Here is an 18,277-nt window from a genome sequence, read left to right as displayed (position 1 = left end):
TTTCACCGACCAGGTGGTTAGTTTTTCGAACAATGCAACCGTCCCGCCTGCCACCGCTCAATGCCCTGCGCGCTCTTGCGAGCCTCGCCCACACGGGTCGGGTCGGCCTTGCCGCCGAGGAACTCGGCGTCACCCACGCCGCCGTCAGCCATCATCTGCGGAACCTGGAGGACTGGTTCGGTACGGCCCTTGTGCGCCGCGTCGGCCGGCGCATCGAGCTGACGCCGGAGGCGGAGCGGATCGCCGCCGCCATGCAGGCAGCGCTCACCCGGCTCGGCGAGGTCTGCGGCGACGTTGCCGAGGCGGCGCGGCGCACGGAGCTTTCCATCGCCTGCGTGCCGTCCTTCGCCACGCGCTATCTCATTCCCCGGCTGGTCGACTTCACCGAGGTCGATCCGGCGCTGCGCCTGCGTCTGCTTTATGCGCTCCACGGCACGCCGCAGGACGCGGACATTTCCATCGACTGGTACGACGCGCCGCCGCCGGCCGACCGTTTCGCCGTCTGCATCCGGCTGCTGTCGGGGCACACGCGGCCGGTCTGCAGTCCGGCGCATCTGGCCCGCTACGGTCCCTTCGACCGTTCGCAGCAGATCGTGCGCGCCCGTCTGCTGCACGACGAGACCCGCAAGGACTGGCGCGACTGGCTGATCGACAACGGCCTGCCGCTGGAGCAGGCGTCGGAGGGACCCGTCTTCGACGACTTCAACCTTCTGGTCAGCGCCGTCGTGGCCGGCCACGGCGTGGCGCTCTGTGTGGAGACCATGATCGAGGCGGAGCTTGGCCGTGGCGATCTGGTGCCGCTCACCGGCACCATCGGCGCCAGCAGGCGCGGTTACTGGCTGACGGCAACCGATGCGCCGAGCCCGGCCGCGCGGCGCTTTGTCGACTGGTTGAGCGCGCAGATGCCGGATGTGGGCAATCTCGTGCAGAAAGGGAATTGAAACCCCCTCGATATAGCCTAAACCCAAGCATGGATGGGCGGTTGCGCCCGAGGGGAGCCTGCGAGTGCCGCGAATGACGAACAGTCCCGTGTCCGGACCGACCGGAGCCGATCCGCGCCCGGTCGCCGACGAGGTCGATGCCGCCGCCTTTCGCGAGGCAATGAGCCGGCTCGGCTCGGCGGTGCATATCGCCACCACCGATGGCGCGAGCGGACGCTGCGGCACCACCGTTTCGGCGGTGACCTCGGTCTCGGATTCGCCCCCCTCGATCCTGGTCTGCGTCAACCGCCAGGCACGCATCAACGCCGCCATCAAGGAAAACGGCGTCTTCGCCATCAACACGCTCCCCGCCCACGCCGAGCGGCTGTCCGATGCCTTCGCCGGCAAGGGCGGTCTGAGCTTCGACGAGCGATTCGCGCTTGCCGAGTGGATGGTGCTGGCGACCGGCACACCGGTGCTCGCCGCCGCCCGCGTCGGCCTCGATTGCCGCGTCACCGAAATCACCGAGGTCGGAACCCATTCCGTCATCTTTGGCGAGGTCGTCGCCCTGTCGCTCGGCGACCGCGGTCCGGCGCTGATCTATCTCGACCGCGCCTACCACCGCATCTGAGGCAGGTCCGCCCGCCGGTTCGCCCTTTTCCTCATGCCGGGAGCCAGACGCCTTGCTGAACCTGATCACCGATGTGCCCGGCCTTCTGGTGGGCAATGCCGAGGACGCGCGCCTGAAATCGGGCGTCACCGTGCTTGTCCCGGATGCGCCGTTGCGTGCCTCCGTTGCCGTTCTGGGCGGGGCGCCGGGGACCCGCGACACGACCCTGCTGGAGCCTGAGTTCACCGTTGATGCGGTTGACGCGCTGGTGCTGTCTGGGGGCTCGGCCTTCGGTCTCGATGCCGCCTCCGGCGTGCAGATGGCGCTGAGGGCGGCGGGCCGCGGTTTTGCCGTTGGCCCGGTGCGGGTGCCCATCGTGCCCGGCGCGATCCTCTTCGACCTCGCCAATGGCGGCGACAAGGACTGGGGCGACGGCAATCCCTATGGCGCGCTCGGGCGGCAGGCGCTTGGCGCGGCGGCGCGCGACTTTCCCCTCGGCAGCGCCGGTGCGGGCACGGGGTGCACCACGGCCACCTTCAAGGGCGGGCTCGGTTCCGCCTCGGCGCGGCTTTCGAACGGAGCGACCGTCGGCGCGCTCGTCGCCGTCAACGCGCTGGGGTCGGCGACCATGGGCGAGGGGCCGCATTTCTGGGCCGCCCCCTTCGAGAGGGAGCGTGAGTTCGGCGGCCTCGGTCTGCCGGTCCGGGCCGACGGCCTCGACCGCATCCGCACCAAGTTCGACGCGGTGCGCGAGGGGGCCAACACCACCATCGGCATCGTCGCGACCGATCTCGATCTCACCAAGGCGGAACTGAAGCGCCTCGCGGTCATGGCCCATGACGGCTATGCCCGGGCGCTGTGGCCCTCGCACACCGCGCTTGACGGCGATCTGGTCTTCGCCGCATCGACGGCGCGGGTGAAATCGGCTGAGCCGATGGCCGACGCCATCGAGGCGGGGGCGACGGCGGCGGCCGTGATGAGCCGGGCGATTGCCCGTGCGGTGTTCGCCGCGACCCGGGCCCCCGGCGACGTCCTGCCGACATGGGCGGAGACCTTCGCGGCGCCGGCGGGCCGGGGCCCGCAGCCCTAGCCGCCGCGCAGCCAGCGGCGCGGATCGGTTGCGGCGGTGAGCGTGCGCGCCGAGCCGGACAGCGCCTTGCACAGGTCTTCCACGGCCTCCAGCGAGTGAACCGCGCGGAACTCGTCCACATGCGGCAGCATGGCCCGCACGCCGCGCGCGCGCGCCTCGAACCGGTCGAAGCGCAGGAGCGGGTTCAGCCAGATCAGCCGGCGGCAGGAGCGGTGCAGCCGGTCGATCTCGCGGGCGAGGTCTTCGTCGGTGTCGCGCTCGAGCCCGTCGGTGACCAGCAGCACGATCGGCCCGCCCGAGAGCACCCGGCGGGACCAGTGGCGGTTGAAGTCGGCGAGCGCGGTGGCGATCCGCGTGCCACCCGACCAGTCCTCCACCCCGTCGGTGCAGGCGATCAGCGCCTCGTCCGGGTCCTTCATGCGCAACTGCCGGGTGACGTTGGTCAGCCGGGTGCCGAACAGGAACGTGTGGACGTTGCGCCGCTCCTCCGTCAGCGCATGCAGGAAATGCAGCAGGATGCGGGTGTACTGGCTCATGGAGCCGGAAATGTCGCAAAGCGCCACGATGGGCGGGCGCTTCTCCTCCGGCCTGCGGTGGCGCAGGTCGATCATGTCACCGCCGGTGCGCAGCGAGGCGCGCAGGGTCTTGCGCGGGTCAATGCGCCCGCGCGGCGCGGCGACAAGCCGCCGCCGGCGCACCTTCTCCATCGGCAGCACCATGCGGCGCAGCGCCGCCTTGGCGGTGGCGATTTCCTGCGCGCTCATCTGGGCGAAGTCCTTGCGCTGCAGCACCTCACGGCCCGATGCGGTGAAGCGCGCGTCGATCTCCATCTCCTCGCGCTCGTCCTCCCGGCGGCGCTCCCGGGTCGCCTGGAACGCCTGTGCGACACGGGTCTGGGCGGCCTTCGGCTTGTCCGGCTCGCCGCGCGGCGGGGCCACGGGCGACAGGATCGACAGCAGCTTCTCGACGAGCCCGCGCGACTTCCAGTAGATGCGGAAGGCTTCGTCGAAGACGGCGCGCTGGTCGCGCTTGCGCACGAAGACGGCATGCAGCGTCCAGTAGAGGTCGTCCCGGTTGCGGATGCCGGCAACCTCGACGGCGCGCACCGCGTCGACGACGCTGGCGGGCCCCACGGGCATGCCGGCGCGCCGCAGGGTGCGCGCGAAATGCACGATGTTCTCGGTGATGCGCCCGCGCGGGGCGTCGCTTTCTGCCGGTGTCGTCATCGATGCAGGGGCGCCGTCACTCGGTGTCGGCCAGGGCGCGGTCGTGCTCGCGGCGGATGTCGTCGATGATCTGTCGTGCCCTCGACCCGCGTACGCGCTCGATGTCGTCCTGGTATTTCAGCAGCACGCCCAGCGTATCGGACACCATGTCGGGATCGAGCGCGATCTCGTTCAGCTCGGTGAGCGCCGTCGCCCAGTCGAGGGTCTCGGCGACGCCGGGCTGCTTGAAGAGATCCTCGTTGGCCCTGAGCGCCTGCACGAAGGCGACGACTTCCCCCGCCAGCCGCTCGGCCGCGCCGGGCACCTTGCGCCGGACGATGGCGAGTTCGCGCGCGGCATCGGGATAGTCGACCCAGTGGTAGAGGCAGCGGCGCTTCAGCGCGTCGTGGATCTCGCGGGTGCGGTTCGTGGTGATGATGACGATGGGGGGCTCCTCGGCACGAATGGTGCCGAGTTCGGGGATCGTCACCTGATTGTCGGCCAGGACTTCCAGCAGGAAGGCCTCGAAGGCCTCGTCGGCGCGATCGAGCTCGTCGATCAGCAACACGGGCGGGCCGGAAAGCGACGGTTCCAGCGCTTGCAGCACCGGACGCTTGATCAGGAAGCGCTCGCCGAAGACCGACTTCGACAGATCCTCGTGATCGGCGTCGCCGGACGCCTCCGAAACCCGGATCTCGACCATCTGCGCCGCATAGTTCCATTCGTAGACAGCGGTCGAGACGTCGAGCCCCTCGTAGCATTGCAGGCGGATCAGGTCGCGCCCGAGCCCTTCTGACAGGACCTTGGCGATCTCGGTCTTGCCGACGCCGGCCTCGCCCTCGAGAAAGAGCGGCCGCTTCAGCTTCAGCGCCAGATGCAGGACGGTTGCGAGCGCGCGGTCGCCGACATAGCCCTGCCCGTCGAGCAGGGCCAGGGTCTCGTCGATGGAGGCGGGCAGGGGACGTTGCGACATCGGATCTCCGGCTGGTTTGCTGGCGGCACGACCGCCTGGCTCGGTGGCGTGCGCGCAGGTCCGCGCGCGGCGCTACGCTCACCATAGAACCTCCCGGCCGGGTTTGTCAGGCCCTCCACCCGTCGCAACGTGGATTGGCTCCCTGAGCCTTCGCAGCCGGGCACGGGGCATGCGGACCGCTGCGGGCGCACCGGCCCCCGCTCCGGCTGTCGCGATGTGGATTGGGTCCCGGGTCAAGCCCGGGATGACGCCTGGGGGGAGCCGGCGCAGGAGGATCAGGGGTCAAGCCCGGGATGACGCCCGGAGGGGGCTGGTGCCGGAGGATGCCGGGTGGGGTCGCTCCGGAGGGGGGACTGGCACCGGAGGGTGCCGCCGTGGGGGCAAGCCACGGGGAGGGACGTGGAGGGTCATGCCGCTGAGGTTGCCGTAGGGGCGATATCGGGATGACCCGGAGCCTTCAGGGTTTGTTAACCATGGTGGCCGGAAACTTTACGCTAGGAGAGGGTAACGGAGGTTCCGATATGACGAGATCGGATTTTTCGCGCCAGCTTGAGGGCTACGGGCTGCTGACGGCTCATATTCTCTACCACATGCCGGACCACCCGAAGCTGCTCCAGAGCTTTCTGTGGCAAACGCTCGACAAGGCTCCGGTCTTTCCCGAGCTCAGGCAGTTTCTGGAGTTCTGGCAGCGCGACATCGAAGGCAAGCTGCATTCGGTGAAGATCGCCCATCGCGGGCTGATCGGGCCGGGAGACTGGCGTCTTCTCGACGCCGAGTTCCCGATCCACTGACGCAACGCTGTCGCCAATCAGCGCGGCGGGATCGAGAGACCGGCCCCGTCGCGCATGACGCCATTGGCCTCTGCGGTGAAGTCCGAGCCCGTGCCCTCGTGCAGCACGAAGCCTGGCAGCAGGCGCAGCGGCGCGCGGCTTGCGCGGACCGCCCGCACCAGGATCCGGGTCGCGGCCGCCTCCGGCCGGGGGCGCAGCGGCACGATGTCGATTGCCCCGAAGCGGCGGGCCAGAACCGACAGCACCTCGTCGAGCCCGTCGGCGCGGAAGATCAGCGTCAGCGTGCCGCCTTCCTTCAGGATATCGGTGATGGTGCGGGCCCAGGGCTCCAGCCCGCGCCCGTCCAGAACATGGGCGCCGGCCCGCGACACTTCCGGCGAGGCGCGGAAGCGGGTATCGGCGTAATAGGGCGGATTGCAGATGACGTGATCGGCGATGGCGGGGCCAAGACCCGCGGCATGGCGAAGTTGGCCCGCGCCCGTCACATCCGCCTCCATCAGTCGAATGCGGTCGGAAAAGCCGGCGTTTTCCTCAAGCGTCAGCGCCTGGCGCGCGAGATCGAGGGCGCGACGGTCGCGGTCGACCAGCGTCACGCTCACGCCGCGCAGGCGGGCGGCGAGACAGAAGCCGGCGGTGCCGACGCCGGACCCAAGGTCGATCACATGGCCGGTGGTGCCGGCGGCAACGGCGGCGGCGAGATAGACCGCATCGAGCCCGGCGCGGTGGCCGGCGCCGCGCCTTGGCTGGAGCACCTGCACGAGGCCGCCGAGAAAGGCGTCCTTGGTGACGTCGCCGGAAGACAGGCCATCGGTTTCGGCCGCGGGCGCGAGGCTCATGCCGCGCCTCCGGAGGCGGCGAGGTCGGCGGCCTTCAGGCAGTCGGCGTGGAGTTCGGCGCCAAGGTCGGCCTCGCGCAGCAGACGCACGGCGGCGACGGCGTCGTCGTCGGCGATCATCACCCGGCGGGGGATAATGCCCAGGGTTCCCTCCAGCACGCTCATGTTCCCGTCGAGCACGACATGGCCGATTCCGGATTCGTCGAGCAGCGCCTCGACGAAGGAGATCAGCACCACGTCGTTGGTGCGCAGGACTGGAACCATGGATCGGCCTTCCGTCTGGGGTGGCGGCCGCTTTCCCGCAGGAGGGCCGATTGTCGCGGACGAGCTTACCGCGTCCGGCGCGAAGACGCGACCGCCGGCGCGCGATGCGGGGGCAAGTCCGGGGGCGAGGCGGGTGAGACGATGTGTTCACGACCTCCGAACACCGGCGGATTCGCGCCATCGGCCTGCCGTTGTGATCGGTGTCCCTGCGAAAGACGGCTTGCCGGATGGAGGGGGCGGACCTATTGTCCCGCCCGTGCACAATGACAAAAAGGTACTGAACGTGGGCGTTGTGGTTCCCTTGCGCGAGACCCGGTCCGAACCGGCAGGCATCCAGAACCTGGTCGATCTGACCTGCGACGGCATGGGCGCCGTCAACCAGGTCATTCTCGACAAGGCGGGATCCAATGTCGACCTGATTCCGGAGATCGCCAACCATCTCATCTCCTCCGGCGGCAAGCGGCTGCGTCCCATGCTGACACTCGCGATGGCCGAGCTCTTCGGCTACGCCGGGCAGGGGCATGTCGGGCTGGCCGCCAGCGTCGAGTTCATGCACACGGCGACGCTTCTTCATGATGACGTCGTCGACGAGAGCGACATGCGGCGCGGCAAGCTCGCCGCGCGCAAGCTCTGGGGCAATCAGGCCAGCGTTCTCGTGGGCGACTACCTGCTCGGCCAGGCCTTCAAGATGATGGTCGATGTCGGCTCGCTCGAGGCCTTGCGCATCCTGTCGACCGCCTCCGCCGTCATTGCCGAGGGCGAGGTGATGCAGCTCGGTGCCGCCCAGAACCTGGCGACCAGTGAAGACCGCTACATGCAGGTGATCGAGGCGAAGACGGCAGCGCTGTTTGCCGCCGCCGCCGAGGTCGGTCCGGTGATCGCCGGCATCGAGGGCGAGCCCCGCCAGGCGGCGCGCGACTACGGCATGGCGCTGGGCCTCGCCTTCCAGCTCGTCGACGACGCGCTCGACTACGGTGGCTCGGCCGCCGATCTCGGCAAGGATACGGGCGACGACCTGCGCGAGGGCAAGATCACCCTGCCGGTGATCCTCGCCATTCAGCGCGGCCGCGACGAGGATAAGGCGTTCTGGAAGCGCTGCCTCGAAGACCGCGATGTGCGCGACGACGATCTTGCGACCGCGATCCGGATCATGGACGAGACCGGCGCGCTCGCCGACACGGTCGTGCGCGCGCGCAGCTTCGGCGCCGAGGCGCTGCAGGCGCTGCAGACGCTGCCCGAGGGGCCGCACCGCGCCGCGCTTGCCGAGGCCGTCGAATTCTGCATCGCGCGCGTCAGCTGAGGACGAAATTTCGAAATTTAAGCGCCCGGCTTGCAGGAAATGCACGGCCGGGCGCTTTTTTTGCGTCGCTTCTCAGCCCATGCGCTCGGAGGCGTAGCTGCCCGGGCTCGCCGGGAAGACGACGGTCTTGTTGCCGTTGAGAAAGACCCGGCGATGGATGTGGGCGTGGATGGCGCGGGCCAGAACCTGGCTCTCCACGTCGCGGCCGAGAGAGACGTAATCCTCGGGCGACTGGGCATGGGTGACGCGCACCGTGTCCTGCTCGATGATCGGGCCCTCGTCGAGATCCGTGGTGACGTAGTGCGACGTCGCGCCGATCAGCTTCACGCCGCGCTCGAAGGCCTGCTTGTAGGGATTGGCGCCCTTGAAGCTTGGCAGGAAGGAGTGGTGGATGTTGATGATCCGCCCTTCCATGCGCGCGCACATTTCCTCTGACAGGACCTGCATGTAGCGGGCAAGAACGATGAGCTCGGCGCCGGTCTCGTCGATGATCGCGAGCTGGCGGGCCTCGGCCTCGGTCTTGTTGGCTCGCGTTACCTTGATGTAGTGGAAGGGAATGTCGTGGTTGACGACGACCTTCTGATACTCGAGGTGGTTGGAGATCACCCCGACGATGTCGATCGGCAGCGCGCCGATCCGCCAGCGGTAGAGCAGGTCGTTCAGACAGTGTCCGAATCGCGACACCATGATCAGGACCTTCATCCGCGCGTGCTCGTCGTGGAAGGCGTAGTCCATCTCAAACGTCTGCGCGCGCTTGGCAAATCCGTCCTGAAGCTCTTCCAGGGTTGCCCCGGTCTCGGCGTTGAAGCTGACCCGCATGAAGAACCGGCCTGTCTCGCGATCATCGAACTGGGCACTGTCGGTGATGTTGCAGCCATGATCGGCCAGGAAGGTCGAGATGGCGGCGACGATCCCGCGCCGGGAAGCGCATGTCACGGTCAGGGCGAAGGCGGTCATGAACGGTCATCCGGTGGTTGGAGGCGGCCCGGCGGCCGGTCTCGCAGTGCGGTTGCGCGAGGTATAGCACCTCGGCGAGTCTTGGCATTCGCGGATGGCGGTACCACCGGGAAAAGCGTCGCGAAACGATAAAAATCCGACCTTGCCCCGCTGACGTTGCGGATCGGGGACAAAACGCGGGCTTCCCGGTCCGGAAAAGCCTCAGTCGACGGGGGCGGCCACGACCCACCAATCGGGCTGGTCGCGCGAAATGTCGCGGGCAAGACGCGTCGCCTGATCGAGGTTGTCGAGAATCGCGAAGCAGGTCGCCCCGGATCCGGACATGCGGGCAAGGTGCACGCCGTCGGCGTCTGCGAGCCGTTCGAGAACGCCGGCTATCTGAGGCGCGACGCGCAGCGCCGGGGTCTCCAGATCGTTGCGCGCCTGCCGGCACCAGCCGCAAAGGTCCCCCAGGGTGGCGAAGCCCCCTTGAGGGAGCGATGGAAGAGGGGGATTGTCGCGCCGCGCGAGCGAGGAAAAGACGGCCGGAGTGGCGACCGGAACCCCCGGATTGACCAGGACCAGCGCGTGCGCCGGCAGGCCGGGGAGCGGTGCGATCCGTTCGCCGATCCCGGCAACGAGCGCCGGCCGGCCGGAAATGCACATGGGAACATCGGCGCCGAGCCGCTCGCCGAGCGAAAGCAGCGTTTCATCCGGCAGGGTGGGGGACAGGGCGTCACGCAGAAGGAGAAGAGTGGCGGCGGCATCGGCCGAGCCGCCACCGATGCCGGCTGCGACCGGCAGGTTCTTTTCGAGCCGGATGAGAAAGGGTCGCACCGCCTCGCGCGCGCCCGTCTCGAGCGTGGCAAGCAGGGCTTCGGCGGCCCGCAGGACCAGATTGTCGGCCGCGCCGCCGGCCGCCTCCAGTGCATCGGAGAACCGTCCCGACAGAGCCATTCCGCCAAGCGGGGAGCGGGGGGCGCCCGCCTCGCCGGCGGGCACGAGCGCCACCTTGTCGCCGACGCGCGGAAAAGCGACGAGGCTTTCTATCAGGTGATAACCGTCCTCGCGCCGTCCGGTGACGTGCAGGGCGTAATTGACCTTCGCCCGCGCGAGGCGGGCGAGGTCCGGTGTGGTGAACTGGGGGGGATTTCCCCCGCAAGCCGGCGTCACGAGAGGATCAGCCGCCGTTCTTCTTCGGCTCGACATGGGCCGCCGGCGTGCCTTGCGGCAGCTTCAGTCCGTTCTCGATCTTGTCGAGGATGGTGACCAGATCGTCCGGCTCGGCACCGAGGTCGCGGGCGTGGTTCCACTGGAAGCGGGCCTCCAGCTTGCGCCCGACCATCCAGTAGCCGTCACCAAGGTGATCGTTGATCACCGGATCCTCGGGGCGCAGCTCGACCGCACGCTCAAGCTCGACAACCGCCTCGTCGTAGCGACCGAGGCGGAAATAGACCCAGCCGAGACTGTCGACGATATAGCCGTCCTTGGGCCGCAGCTCGACGGCGGTGCGGATCATCTCCAGCGCCTCGGGCAGCTTCAGCCCACGGTCGACGAGCGAATAGCCGAGATAGTTGAGCACCAGAGGCTGGTCGGGCGAGAGCTCCAGCGCCTTGCCCAGATCCGCCTCGGCGGCATCCCACTTGTTCTGCCGTTCTCGGCAGATGCCGCGGAAGTAGAAGATCGTCCAGTGCTTTTCCTCGGGCTTGTCGATCGTGTCGATGCCACGGGAATAGGCTTCCTCGCATTCGGCGAAGAGCTTGTGCGAGCGCAGCACGTTGCCGAGCGCGACCACGGCCTCATATTGGGTCGGATCCTTAGCAACCAGCGCCTCCAGATGGGCGCGGGACTGTTCGAGATCCTCCAGAGCGTTGTAGTTCAGGGCGATCTGGATCTCGGCGTCACGCTTGAGCGGCGAATCGGGGGAGAGATTCTCCAGGATGCCGATCGAACGCTCGAAGCGCCCGAGCCGGTCGAAGAGGCCGGCGAGCGCCACCGCGGCAACATCCGCCTTGGGGTCGAGATGCAGTGCGAGCTGGAGGAAAACGGCCGCGAGTTCCTCGCCGCCGTCCCGTCCGATCGCCGCGCCGAGGCCATAGAGAACCTCGGCCGAACCGACCTTGGCATCGCCAGCGATCGGCCCGATCTTCTCGTTGCTTTCCAGAGCCTTGCGCGTCGCCCTCATCACCGGATGGTCGGGGAGGACGCGGTCGTATTCGGCCAGGACCTTGAGGGCCTCGTCCTTCTGGCCGTTCTTGGCCAGGGAGCGGGCATAGGCGTCGACGACGCGCAGCGCTCCCTTGTCGGTGTCATAGGCGGCGCGGAAGTTTTCCAGCGCGTCCTTGGTGCGCCCGGCATGATCCTGGATCAGGCCGGCGTGATAGGTGAGGAAAACGGTGAACCAGGACGGGCCGTCGAGGCTGGAGACCTGCGCAAGCGCCGCGTCGGTGTTGCCCTCGGCCTCCTTGGCCCAGGCGGCGACAAGACCGCCGGCAAGTTCGGCAAGCGGGCCGCGTCCGCCCTTTGCGAGGAGCTTGTCGGCTTCGACTGGTTTGCCGTGCCTCAGCGCGTCGGCAGCAAGCAACAGGCCGGCGACGAAATGGTCGGGCTGTTCGCTGCGCAGCCGTTCGGCCAGGTCGAGGGCCTCTTCGATGTTGCCGTTGGCGAGCTGCAGCACGAACGCCCGGTCGAGCAGGAACGTGTTGCCGGGATCCGCCTCCAGCGCCTCGGCGAAGAAGGCGGCGGCATTTGCAAGGTCGTTGGTCTGCCCGGCGAGCCGACCGGACAGGTAGCTGCCGCTCAGCGTTACGGGAAGACCGTCTGCGGTCCCGCTTTCAGCGATGATGCTGGCGGCGGCGTCCGTTTCCGATAGCGCCGGTGTCGCGGCAGCGGAGACGAGGGCGAGTGCCGTTGCGGCGAGAAGGCCGCGGGAAAGGGCGGTGTTTCTGAAAAGGCGTCGCATCATTGTGTCGGACTGGCTGCCTCTGCTGGCACGCGGGTTCAGGCGAGTCATGGCGTGAATTTTCTCCATGAGGATGGCCTTTATGTGTCTGCGCCGCAAGCAGGCCTCGCGACAGTGCCTTGTCGCCCTTGCGGAAGTGGGCAGGAAACGGGGAGGGCAGCGCGCGCCCGCTCCCCCGGCAAAGTATATTGCAGTGCGGCGAAAGCCTGTCGGGAACCCGTTCGAAGGTCCGAAAGTCCTTTGTTTCTCGCACTGCATCATTTAAGGGGAAGGCGTCCGGAGTGGTACCGGCTCCGGCAAAAAAAACGGGCGCGTTGCGGCGTCTGCGGGAGAAGGGACAGGAACGCAATGACCAAATGGGTGTACGGCTTCGGCGACGGCAAGTCCGAAGGGGCGGCCGACATGAGGAACCTGCTTGGCGGCAAGGGCGCCAATCTGGCGGAGATGAGCAATCTCGGTCTGCCGGTTCCCCCAGGCTTTACCATCACCACCGAGGTCTGCACCTGGTTCGAGGCGAACGGCCGGTCCTATCCGGACAGTCTCGGCGCCGAGGTCGACGCGGCGCTTGCCGAGATCGCCCGCATCACCGGGCGCGGCTTCGGCGACGCGACCGATCCGCTTCTGGTTTCCGTGCGCTCGGGCGCGCGCGTCTCCATGCCGGGCATGATGGACACGGTCCTCAACCTCGGCCTCAACGACGCCACCGTTCCCGCACTCGCCAAATCCGCCGGCGATGCCCGTTTTGCCTATGACAGCTACCGCCGCTTCATCCAGATGTACTCCAACGTGGTGCTTGGCCTTGAGCATCACGATTTCGAGGAAATCCTCGAAACGTACAAGAACGACAACGACTACGCGCTCGACACCGATCTTTCCGCCGAGGACTGGCAGCAGGTGATCGTGAGCTACAAGGCGCTGGTCGAGGAGGAGCTTGGTCAGCCCTTCCCGCAGGATCCGGGCGAGCAGCTCTGGGGCGCGATCGGCGCGGTGTTCCTGTCCTGGCAGAGCGCCCGCGCGGTCACCTACCGTCGGCTGCACGACATTCCCAATGACTGGGGCACGGCGGTCAATGTTCAGGCCATGGTGTTCGGCAACATGGGCACCGATTCCGCGACCGGCGTGGCCTTCACCCGCAATCCCTCGACCGGCGAGAAGGCGCTCTACGGCGAGTTCCTGATCAACGCCCAGGGCGAGGACGTGGTCGCGGGCATCCGCACGCCGCAGGACATCACCGAAGCCGCGCGCATCGCCGCCGGCTCCGATGCACTGTCGCTTGAAAAGGCGATGCCGGAGGCCTTCGCCGAATTCGTCGCCATCTGCGACAGGCTCGAGGGCCATTACCGCGACATGCAGGACCTGGAGTTCACCATCGAGCGCGGCCGGCTGTGGATGCTGCAGACGCGCAACGGCAAGCGCACCGCCAAGGCGGCGCTCAAGATCGCTGTCGAGATGGCGGACGACGGTCTGATCTCGCCGAGGGAGGCGGTGATGCGCGTCGATCCGTCCGCCCTTGACCAGCTCCTGCACCCGATGATCGACCCGAAGGCGGAGCGCGACATCCTCGCGACCGGTCTGCCGGCGTCGCCGGGCGCGGCGTCCGGCGACATCGTCTTCTCCTCCGACGAGGCCGAAGAGGCGAAAAACGCAGGGCGCAAGGTCATTCTCGTGCGCGTCGAGACAAGTCCTGAGGACATTCACGGCATGCACGCGGCCGAAGGCATCCTGACCACGCGTGGCGGCATGACCAGCCACGCAGCGGTCGTCGCCCGCGGCATGGGCAAGCCCTGCGTCTCCGGCGCGGGTTCGCTGCGGATCGACTACCGGGCCGGCACACTGACGGTCGCCGGGCGCAAGTTCGCAAAGGGCGAGCGCATCACCATCGACGGGGCGACCGGCCAGGTGCTCGTCGGCGAGGTGGCGATGCAGCAGCCGGAAATGTCGGGTGAATTCGCGCGGCTGATGGAATGGGCCGACGCGGAGCGCCGCATGAAGGTGCGCACCAACGCGGAGACGCCGGCGGATGCGCGCGCCGCGCGCGGCTTCGGCGCCGAGGGCATCGGCCTGTGCCGCACCGAGCACATGTTCTTCGAGGGGGAGCGCATCGTCGCGGTGCGCGAGATGATCCTGTCGGAGAACGAGGCGGGCCGCCGGGCGGCGCTTGACAAGCTGTTGCCGATGCAGCGCGGTGATTTCACCGAGCTCTTCGAGATCATGCAGGGTCTGCCGGTGACCATCCGCCTGCTCGACCCGCCGCTGCACGAGTTCCTGCCGCACAGCGACGAGGAGATCGCCGAGGTCGCCGCCGTGATGGGCGTCGACGCCGATCGGCTGCGCGAGCGGGCTCTGGAACTGCGGGAGTTCAACCCGATGCTCGGTCATCGCGGCTGCCGCCTGCTCGTCAGCTATCCGGAGATCGCCGAAATGCAGGCGCGCGCCATCTTCGAGGGCGCGGTTGCCGCGGGCAAGAGCACCGGCTCCCCGGTGACGCCGGAAATCATGGTGCCGCTCGTCGGCGTCAAGGCCGAGCTCGACCTGGTGCGCGCGCGCATCGATGCGATGGCCAAGGCGGTTTCGGCGGAAACGGGTGTCGCCATCGCCTATCAGGTGGGCACGATGATCGAGCTGCCGCGGGCCTGCCTGCGCGCTGGCGAGATCGCGGCCTCGGCGGAGTTCTTCTCCTTCGGCACCAACGATCTGACGCAGACCACCTTCGGCATCTCGCGCGATGATGCTTCCTCCTTCCTCGGCGCCTACCAGCGCCTCGGCATTGTCGAGCGCGACCCGTTCGTGTCCATCGACCAGGAAGGCGTCGGCGAACTGGTGCGCATCGGCGCGGAACGCGGCCGGGCCGCGCGTCCGGGGCTGAAGCTCGGCATCTGCGGCGAGCACGGCGGCGATCCGGCCTCGATCTTCTTCTGTGAGAGCGTCGGCCTGGACTATGTGTCCTGCTCGCCGTTCCGCGTGCCCATCGCCCGCCTTGCCGCCGCGCAGGCGGCGCTCAAGGCGCAGACGGCGTAAGTCGCGGTGCGCCGGCCGGCCAGCCTCGAGGCCCTGAGGGCCGGCGGCAAGGCCGCGTTGGCGCGCGCGTTGTCGGCGGTCGAGACCGAAGCGGGCGAGGACGATCTTGCCCGTTTTCTCGACGCGGCGGCGGCCGCGCCGCGGGCGGAGGTGCTTGGCCTGACCGGGCCGCCGGGCGTCGGCAAGTCGACGCTCACCAACGCGCTGATCCGGGCCTATCGGAGCCGTGGCGAAAGGGTTGGGGTGATTGCCGTCGATCCCTCGTCGCAGGTGACCGGCGGCGCGCTTCTCGGCGACCGGACGCGGCTTGCGACGGATCCGGAGGACGCCGGCATCTTCGTGCGCTCCATGGCGGCGCGTGACCGTCTCGGTGGCCTGTCCGATCACGCCATCGCCGCCATTGTGCTGATGCGCGCGGTGATGGACAGGGTGATCGTTGAATCCGTCGGGATCGGACAGTCGGAGGCGGATGTCGTCCATGCGGTCGACACGCTGGCGCTGTGCATCCAGCCTGGTTCCGGCGACAGCCTGCAGTTCATGAAGGCGGGCGTCATGGAACTGCCCGATCTGATCCTCGTCACCAAAGCCGACATGGGTGGATTGGCGCGCCGCGCGCGCGCCGATGTGGCTGGGGCTCTGACCCTCGCCAGGCCGGCGGATGCGCGTGCCGCACCGCAGGTTCTCTGCATTTCCGCGACGTCGGGGGAAGGGATCGACGAAGCCCTGGCCGCGGCCGACGCGTTTGCCGGCAGCGCGCGCGACAGCGGTGCGCTGCGGGAGCGCCGGGTGCGACAGGAGCGCCATTGGGTGGTTGACGCGCTACGCCAGCGCTTTGGCAGCGTCGGGCTCGGCCTTTGCGATGTCGACGGCGCACTTGCCAAGGCTGGCGGGCCGTTCGCGGCGATGGCCATGCTCGACGCGGCGATGCGGACCCGGCTCGCCGCCGGGCAGTCATCGATGCCAGACCCTTTGACGCCAGATCAGCCACCGCTCGCCTGACGCTTGTCGCAACAGGCTCCGCCCCGCTTTCTTCAGGCGCAGCGCGAAGCCGCCGCTGCGGTCGGCACGTCGGTCTCGCCAGGGGCGGTGACACCGGCCAGCCGCCTCTCGGCTTCGGCGATATCCTCGCGGGGCATCGGCCGCGACAGGTAGTAGCCCTGCAGGCGGTCGCAGTTGGTGCGCTGCAGGATCGCCGCCTGCTGGCGCGTCTCGATGCCCTCGGCGACCACTTTCATGCCAAGTGCCTCGCCGAGATCGATGATCGTCGACAGGATCGCGTGGGCATGCGGGGCGACGTCGAGATCGGCGATGAAGCTGCGGTCGATCTTGAGCGTGTCGAACGGGAAACGGCGCAGATAGCTCAGGCTCGAATAGCCGATGCCGAAATCATCGAGAGCGACGCGTACGCCGAGGTCCTGGACCTGGGTCAGCGTGTCGAGAATGCCGCTGTCATCGTCGGCGAAAACGGTCTCGGTGACCTCGATCTCCAGCCGCGTCGGCTCGAAGTTGCAGTCCTCCAGCGTGTCGCGCAGATCGTCGATGAAGCGCGGATGGCGGAACTGGGTCGGTGACACGTTGACGGCGACGCCCAGATGCGGCCAGGCGGCGGCATCGCGGCAGGCGCGGCGCAAGACATAGAGACCGAGCTCGTTGATGAGGCCGGTTTCCTCGGCAATCGGCACGAAGACCGAGGGGCTGATGGCGCCCATCTCCGGGTCGGTCCAGCGCAGCAGCGCCTCGACGGAGAGCACGCGCGTGCCATCGATGGTGGTCTGCGGCTGGTAGACCACCTGAAGGCGCTCGTTGCGGATCGCCTCGCGCAGGCCGTGCGCCAGGTTCTCGCGGGTTCGCACGTGCTCTTCCATGAAGGAATCGAAGAAGGCCCACCGCCCGCGCCCGCCCGACTTGGCGGAGTAGAGCGCGATGTCGGCCTTGCGCAGGAGCTCGCCCATCGAAAGGCTGTCGTCGGGCGCGATCGCCGCGCCGACGCTGAGGCTGACGTGCAGGTGGTTGCCCGCGACATACATCGGCACGGCGAAACGGTCCTGCATGCGCCGCAGGACGGTCTCGATGTAGGAGCGGTCGGCGCACTCGGGCAGGAGCAGGGCGAACTCGTCGCCGCTGATGCGGGCAAGCGTCGCATTGTCCGGCGCCAGCACCCTGAGGCGTCGGGCCGCCTCGCGGATGACCTCGTCGCCTGCGGCGTGACCGAGCGTGTCGTTGATGTCCTTGAAGTGGTCGAGATCGATGTAGATCACGCCGATGATGCCCCGACCGCTGTGCCATTCCCCAAGCTCCTCGCGGAAGCGGGAGGAGAAGAAGTCGCGGTTGGCCAGTCCGGTCAGGCTGTCGTGCAGGGCCGCATGATGGGCGCGGGCCTCGCTCTCCGCCAGACGGCGGGTGTTCTGGCGGGTGTAGTAGAGAACGAGGCCGGTCAGGCCGGCGATGGTCGTCGCCAGGAAGAACAGCATCGGGCTGACGCCGGCAAGGATCTGTGCGCCCGGGTTTTCCGACTGCCAGGTCAGATAGCCGATGTCGCGCGCGCGCGGATCCTTGATCGCGAGACTGGCGGCATTGCCATCGTTCGGCACCCTCGGTGAAACGCGCAGATCATGGGTGCCGGAGCGTTCCGCGAGAGCGGACAGCCGCGCCGGGTCGAGCATCTTGATGCTGACGAGGACGGCCGGCGGCTGGCGCTCGGCCAGGAATTGCTTGAGCTCGGGACCGATGGCGGTGACGGCGACGAAGGCGGGACGCCCGTCAAGCTGCGTGAAACCGGTCTCATTGACGGAGCGCGTGAACCCGGACTTGGGGCGCTCGACGACGAAGAGGCCGGAGGGAAGCCGCGTGAAGCTGTTGATGAAGCGGGCTCGCACCCGCGCGACGAGCGGGTGGATGCTGTCGGCGAGCTCCCGGGCGGTGGCGGGATCCTGGTCGCGACCGTTGAGGAAGTTGTAGACCGGCTTGCCGTCGACACCGATGATCAGCGTCTGGTCGTGGCCGTGGTTGGCCAGCATCCAGCGGCCGATGTTGGCGTCGATCCAGCTGGGGTTGAACGAGCCCGGCCGCGTGTAGAAGAAGGCCTGGTCCCAGATCGCGGTCCCTTCCTGCTCCTTGGCCAGCAGATCCAGCTGCAGCTTGGTGCCGCCGCGCAGCAGATTGCGCTCGCTGTTGAGGGCGGCGATATCCGCGGAACGCGACGTATAGGCAATGAGCACGACCGAAAAAGCGATCGCGAGCAGAACCAATCCGACGACCGGAAACAAAATGGCGTTGGCCAATTTCGTTCCGCTAGATTTCCGTGACGCACCCATTGCAGCCTCATTTCCCCACCCGGGAAACGCTTACACAGCGAATTTAACAAAAGCCGTGG

General features: G+C 68.1%; 15 protein-coding genes. 7 read left to right on the top strand and 8 right to left on the bottom strand.

Annotated features, from left to right (window positions below):
- Nucleotides 1–32 precede the first annotated feature (32 nt).
- The 3 genes from ACN0WF_RS00450 (at nucleotide 33) to ACN0WF_RS00440 (ending at nucleotide 2,620) form a co-directional block, all read left to right on the top strand.
- The gene (locus ACN0WF_RS00450) at nucleotides 33–941 is read left to right on the top strand and encodes a LysR substrate-binding domain-containing protein (protein WP_417770794.1); all 909 of its coding nucleotides are present in this window, start codon (nucleotides 33–35) and stop codon (nucleotides 939–941) included.
- Nucleotides 942–1,014: 73 nt separating this feature from the next.
- Nucleotides 1,015–1,551 carry a flavin reductase family protein gene (locus tag ACN0WF_RS00445; RefSeq protein WP_417770793.1) on the top strand — a complete coding sequence of 179 codons (537 nt, stop codon included), beginning with the start codon at nucleotides 1,015–1,017 and terminating at the stop codon, nucleotides 1,549–1,551.
- Between the two features lie 52 nt (nucleotides 1,552–1,603).
- Nucleotides 1,604–2,620 carry a P1 family peptidase gene (locus ACN0WF_RS00440; protein ID WP_417770792.1) on the top strand — a complete coding sequence of 339 codons (1,017 nt, stop codon included), beginning with the start codon at nucleotides 1,604–1,606 and terminating at the stop codon, nucleotides 2,618–2,620.
- On the opposite strand, the gene ACN0WF_RS00435 is transcribed toward ACN0WF_RS00440, so the two are convergent.
- Both ACN0WF_RS00435 and ACN0WF_RS00430 read right to left on the bottom strand, forming a co-directional pair.
- Nucleotides 2,617–3,846, bottom strand: coding sequence for a vWA domain-containing protein (locus ACN0WF_RS00435; protein WP_417770791.1), 1,230 nt, complete (start codon nucleotides 3,844–3,846; stop codon nucleotides 2,617–2,619). The two genes, ACN0WF_RS00440 and ACN0WF_RS00435, sit on opposite strands and share 4 nt — an antisense overlap.
- A gap of 16 nt (nucleotides 3,847–3,862) precedes the next feature.
- The gene (locus ACN0WF_RS00430) at nucleotides 3,863–4,798 is read right to left on the bottom strand and encodes an AAA family ATPase (protein ID WP_417770790.1); all 936 of its coding nucleotides are present in this window, start codon (nucleotides 4,796–4,798) and stop codon (nucleotides 3,863–3,865) included.
- 521 nt (nucleotides 4,799–5,319) lie between these two features.
- On the opposite strand from ACN0WF_RS00430, the gene ACN0WF_RS00425 reads away from it, so the two are divergent.
- Nucleotides 5,320–5,589 (top strand): usg protein, encoded by a 270-nt coding sequence (locus tag ACN0WF_RS00425; protein ID WP_417770789.1) that lies wholly within the window; start codon nucleotides 5,320–5,322, stop codon nucleotides 5,587–5,589.
- Nucleotides 5,590–5,606: 17 nt separating this feature from the next.
- Here ACN0WF_RS00425 and ACN0WF_RS00420 read toward each other — a convergent pair whose 3' ends face one another.
- Both ACN0WF_RS00420 and ACN0WF_RS00415 read right to left on the bottom strand, forming a co-directional pair.
- Nucleotides 5,607–6,425 (bottom strand): tRNA1(Val) (adenine(37)-N6)-methyltransferase, encoded by an 819-nt coding sequence (locus ACN0WF_RS00420; RefSeq protein WP_417770788.1) that lies wholly within the window; start codon nucleotides 6,423–6,425, stop codon nucleotides 5,607–5,609.
- The gene (locus ACN0WF_RS00415) at nucleotides 6,422–6,688 is read right to left on the bottom strand and encodes a DUF2007 domain-containing protein (RefSeq protein WP_417770787.1); all 267 of its coding nucleotides are present in this window, start codon (nucleotides 6,686–6,688) and stop codon (nucleotides 6,422–6,424) included. The genes ACN0WF_RS00420 and ACN0WF_RS00415 overlap by 4 nt, the downstream gene beginning before the upstream one ends.
- Nucleotides 6,689–6,971: 283 nt before the next feature.
- Here ACN0WF_RS00415 and ACN0WF_RS00410 point away from each other — a divergent pair, with 283 nt between their 5' ends.
- A complete protein-coding gene (locus ACN0WF_RS00410) occupies nucleotides 6,972–7,988 on the top strand; it encodes a polyprenyl synthetase family protein (protein WP_417771202.1) in 1,017 nt (338 codons plus the stop codon).
- Nucleotides 7,989–8,060: 72 nt separating this feature from the next.
- Here the strand turns inward: ACN0WF_RS00410 and purU are convergent, their stop codons facing one another.
- The 3 genes from purU to ACN0WF_RS00395 form a co-directional block, all read right to left on the bottom strand.
- On the bottom strand, nucleotides 8,061–8,945 hold the full coding sequence (gene purU / locus ACN0WF_RS00405) for a formyltetrahydrofolate deformylase (RefSeq protein WP_417770786.1): 885 nt from the start codon (nucleotides 8,943–8,945) through the stop codon (nucleotides 8,061–8,063).
- Nucleotides 8,946–9,146: 201 nt separating this feature from the next.
- Nucleotides 9,147–10,097: a 4-(cytidine 5'-diphospho)-2-C-methyl-D-erythritol kinase gene (locus tag ACN0WF_RS00400; protein ID WP_417770785.1), complete on the bottom strand. Its 951-nt coding sequence runs from the start codon at nucleotides 10,095–10,097 to the stop codon at nucleotides 9,147–9,149.
- Between the two features lie 7 nt (nucleotides 10,098–10,104).
- On the bottom strand, nucleotides 10,105–11,937 hold the full coding sequence (locus tag ACN0WF_RS00395) for a tetratricopeptide repeat protein (RefSeq protein ID WP_417770784.1): 1,833 nt from the start codon (nucleotides 11,935–11,937) through the stop codon (nucleotides 10,105–10,107).
- A 297-nt stretch (nucleotides 11,938–12,234) separates the two neighbouring features.
- On the opposite strand from ACN0WF_RS00395, the gene ppdK reads away from it, so the two are divergent.
- Together ppdK and ACN0WF_RS00385 are read left to right on the top strand one after the other, a co-directional pair.
- The gene (gene ppdK / locus ACN0WF_RS00390; RefSeq protein WP_417770783.1) at nucleotides 12,235–14,904 is read left to right on the top strand and encodes a pyruvate, phosphate dikinase; all 2,670 of its coding nucleotides are present in this window, start codon (nucleotides 12,235–12,237) and stop codon (nucleotides 14,902–14,904) included.
- Nucleotides 14,905–14,910: 6 nt separating this feature from the next.
- On the top strand, nucleotides 14,911–15,903 hold the full coding sequence (locus ACN0WF_RS00385; RefSeq protein WP_417770782.1) for an ArgK/MeaB family GTPase: 993 nt from the start codon (nucleotides 14,911–14,913) through the stop codon (nucleotides 15,901–15,903).
- A gap of 32 nt (nucleotides 15,904–15,935) precedes the next feature.
- Here the strand turns inward: ACN0WF_RS00385 and ACN0WF_RS00380 are convergent, their stop codons facing one another.
- Nucleotides 15,936–18,185 (bottom strand): EAL domain-containing protein, encoded by a 2,250-nt coding sequence (locus ACN0WF_RS00380; RefSeq protein ID WP_417770781.1) that lies wholly within the window; start codon nucleotides 18,183–18,185, stop codon nucleotides 15,936–15,938.
- Nucleotides 18,186–18,277 lie beyond the last annotated feature (92 nt).

The organism is Stappia sp., assembly GCF_048268045.1.
Lineage (GTDB): Bacteria > Pseudomonadota > Alphaproteobacteria > Rhizobiales > Stappiaceae > Stappia.
The sequence above is the reverse complement of the archived record's forward strand: the minus strand, read 5'-3'. Positions and strand labels throughout refer to the sequence as shown.

Bases quoted from the DNA above. Each gene is read 5' to 3' on its own strand.
- ACN0WF_RS00430 (WP_417770790.1), bottom strand. From the start codon at position 4,798: ATGTCGCAACGTCCCCTGCCCGCCTCCATCGACGAGACCCTGGCCCTG.
- ACN0WF_RS00425 (WP_417770789.1), top strand. From the start codon at position 5,320: ATGACGAGATCGGATTTTTCGCGCCAGCTTGAGGGCTACGGGCTGCTG.
- ACN0WF_RS00445 (WP_417770793.1), top strand. From the start codon at position 1,015: ATGACGAACAGTCCCGTGTCCGGACCGACCGGAGCCGATCCGCGCCCG.
- ACN0WF_RS00435 (WP_417770791.1), bottom strand. From the start codon at position 3,846: ATGACGACACCGGCAGAAAGCGACGCCCCGCGCGGGCGCATCACCGAG.
- ACN0WF_RS00450 (WP_417770794.1), top strand. From the start codon at position 33: ATGCAACCGTCCCGCCTGCCACCGCTCAATGCCCTGCGCGCTCTTGCG.
- ACN0WF_RS00415 (WP_417770787.1), bottom strand. From the start codon at position 6,688: ATGGTTCCAGTCCTGCGCACCAACGACGTGGTGCTGATCTCCTTCGTC.
- ACN0WF_RS00395 (WP_417770784.1), bottom strand. From the start codon at position 11,937: ATGACTCGCCTGAACCCGCGTGCCAGCAGAGGCAGCCAGTCCGACACA.
- ACN0WF_RS00420 (WP_417770788.1), bottom strand. From the start codon at position 6,425: ATGAGCCTCGCGCCCGCGGCCGAAACCGATGGCCTGTCTTCCGGCGAC.
- ppdK (WP_417770783.1), top strand. From the start codon at position 12,235: ATGACCAAATGGGTGTACGGCTTCGGCGACGGCAAGTCCGAAGGGGCG.
- purU (WP_417770786.1), bottom strand. From the start codon at position 8,945: ATGACCGCCTTCGCCCTGACCGTGACATGCGCTTCCCGGCGCGGGATC.